Raw genomic sequence first — 2,351 nt, forward strand, 5'->3', positions numbered from 1 at the left:
TCACCACTCCAGGCAACGGCGCCGGCCAGCACGGCGATCCCAACCAGCACCGCGCCACGCGCGATGTTACGGATCGAAAGTGAGGAGGGGGTGTGCGCGACCGAGCAGGCCGGCGGCCGGGATCGGCCCGAAATATCTCGAATCATAGGAGCCTGCAAAATCGGAGTGAAGAAAGAGAAAGCCGGCAGGGATCTGGCCGCCGGCGAAGGCTGTGAGCGCCCTGCCCGCGGCGTCACCTGGCTGAACATCGGAATGCGGAAGAATCCTACCGTCGATTGAGACCTCGGCGCCGATCGCGATTGCCTGTCCTTCCGTCGCTACGACCGTCTTGATAAGAGGACTGAACCAGCCCGGGCACAGGCCCTGGCCGAGATAGAAGCGCTGCCGCGCCATCCGGAACGCCGCCGTATCCGGCGGGCAGATGAAGATAAGATCGCCCACGGCCGGCGGTCGTTCTAGCCGCTCGATGCGCCACAGACCGAGCGGATAGCTGCGCGTGAGATTGAGGCGGAGGCCGCCGAGCCAAGCGATGCCTGCGAGCGCCACCAGACCCGCGACGGCGATCAGGATGATGGTGATGGCGCGGTGTCTTCTCATTGCTTGATCGTCGGCGTCTGCCGTTGCGTCTGGCGCAGGTTCTCCGACTGCTTCAGGGCCTCGGCCGTGCGTTGATGCGCGGCGAGCTGCTGCGCTGTCCGCATCACCGGCCACGCCTGCGCGAGCTTCTGCCGCTCGCCTGGTTTGAGACCCTCTGCCGCCTTGTCGATGACCTTGCCTGTGGGCTCGCGCGCTGCATTGGTCAGCAGCATGCGCTCGCCGAACCGCTCGGCGATGGCCTTGTTGAAGCCGTCGATCTCGGCCTTCACCTCTCGGTTGGAGATCGCGTAGCCGAGGGCGGCCGGAAGATCGTTGCGGTCGATCGCATCCCGCACGCGTTCGAGCACGCGCTGTGCCGCCGGTGACAATGCCGGAATTTCGATCGAGGCGCGAAGGCGCATGGCCTGCTCCTCGGCCTCGAGCTTCTGCACGACCCTCTCGCGCAGGCTGAGATGGCGCTCGATGTCGCGTTTCAGCGCCGGGAGATTGAGCTCGGCGACACGCCGGTCCTCGCGATCGGCCTTGCCCGCCAGGAGACCGGTCCTGCCCTTCAGCGGCCCGAGCGTCGCCGGCTCCGACACAAGCCGGTCCAGCGCCGCTTTTGCCGCGGCCGGATCGGACAGCACCGCGTCGAAGTTCATGGCACGGAACGCAGTCTCCGGATCGGCGAAGACATAGCGGAATCGGGTCGAGACTTCGTCCCATTGCCTGGCGAGGGTGGGATCGGCGCGAAGCTTTTCGTCCACCGTGTCCTTTATCGATTCGGCGAACTGCTTGACGCCGGCGACCATGGGTGCGGCCTCCTTCGGGGTCTGGGTCTGGCGGGGATCGAACAGGCCGAGACGCTCGCCAACGCCGCGCAGCCGCAGTGCCAGATCAACAAGTTTCTGCTTCTGCCGGATCGTCCAGTCGACGCGGTCGCGAAGCAGCGTGCGGGCGACGCGAACGATATTGAGGCCGCGGTTTTCAGCGAAGCGGAGCGCCTGGCGGTAGAGCGTCCCGCGCTCGTAATCGAGCGTGGTCTCCTTGGCATTGCGCCGCGACAGAATTTTCGCCAGCCCGCCATTGAAGGCGAAGGATCTGCGCCCGTAATAGAGCGCCAGGTCCTCGCGATGCCGCGTCATCGCGACATAGGTCAGATGGCGGTCGAGCGAGAGCGACGCCAGCACCTTCACGCGATCGACGGTGGCGCCCTGGGCCTTGTGGATGGTGGTGGCGTAGCCGTAATCAACATTTCGGTAGAGCTGCTGATCGACGGTGATATGTCGGCGCTGCTCGCGCTCGCCGATTACCGCGACGATGCGGTTCGGCGCAGCCTCGACAATCCTGCCGATCATGCCGTTCTTCACGCCGAGTACGCTGTCGTTCTTCAGGAAAACGATCTGGTCGCCGACATCGAACTTGCGGAGGCCGTCCTCGGTGCGGAACGCATGGCCCGCGCCGACGAGGCCGCGTGCGACCAGCTTCTCGCGCGCCATCACATTGAGCATGCGCACGTCGCGGCGCAAATGCGCCAGGATCAGCGACGTCTTGGTGGGATCGTAGTCCCGGTTCCAGTCCGCGATCAGCTTGTCGACGGCCTCGGCCTTCAGCACCGAGCCGAGCACCCTGCCCTGCTGCCGATAGGCTGAGATCGCCTCGGCGATCCGGCCGCGCGCCAGGTCGAGCGAGGCAGCGCGCATCCAGTCCTCGCGCTGGCGATAGATCGTCTCCAGCTCGGCATAGCCGATGCGCTCGACGATCGCCCGGAATGC

The 2,351-nt window shown here is 65.8% G+C and carries 2 protein-coding genes; both read right to left on the reverse strand.

Going from position 1 to position 2,351, the window contains the following annotated elements:
* Positions 1-66 precede the first annotated feature (66 nt).
* The gene (traF, locus tag EOA78_RS35335) at positions 67-597 is read right to left on the reverse strand and encodes a conjugative transfer signal peptidase TraF (protein WP_127320324.1); all 531 of its coding nucleotides are present in this window, start codon (positions 595-597) and stop codon (positions 67-69) included.
* Positions 594-2,351, reverse strand: a 1,758-nt coding sequence (locus EOA78_RS35340; protein WP_164784113.1) for a BID domain-containing protein, incomplete at its 5' end; no start/stop codon positions are given. The genes traF and EOA78_RS35340, both read right to left, overlap by 4 nt.

Source organism: Mesorhizobium sp. M5C.F.Cr.IN.023.01.1.1 (assembly GCF_003997585.1).
Taxonomy (GTDB): Bacteria; Pseudomonadota; Alphaproteobacteria; order Rhizobiales; family Rhizobiaceae; genus Mesorhizobium; species Mesorhizobium wenxiniae.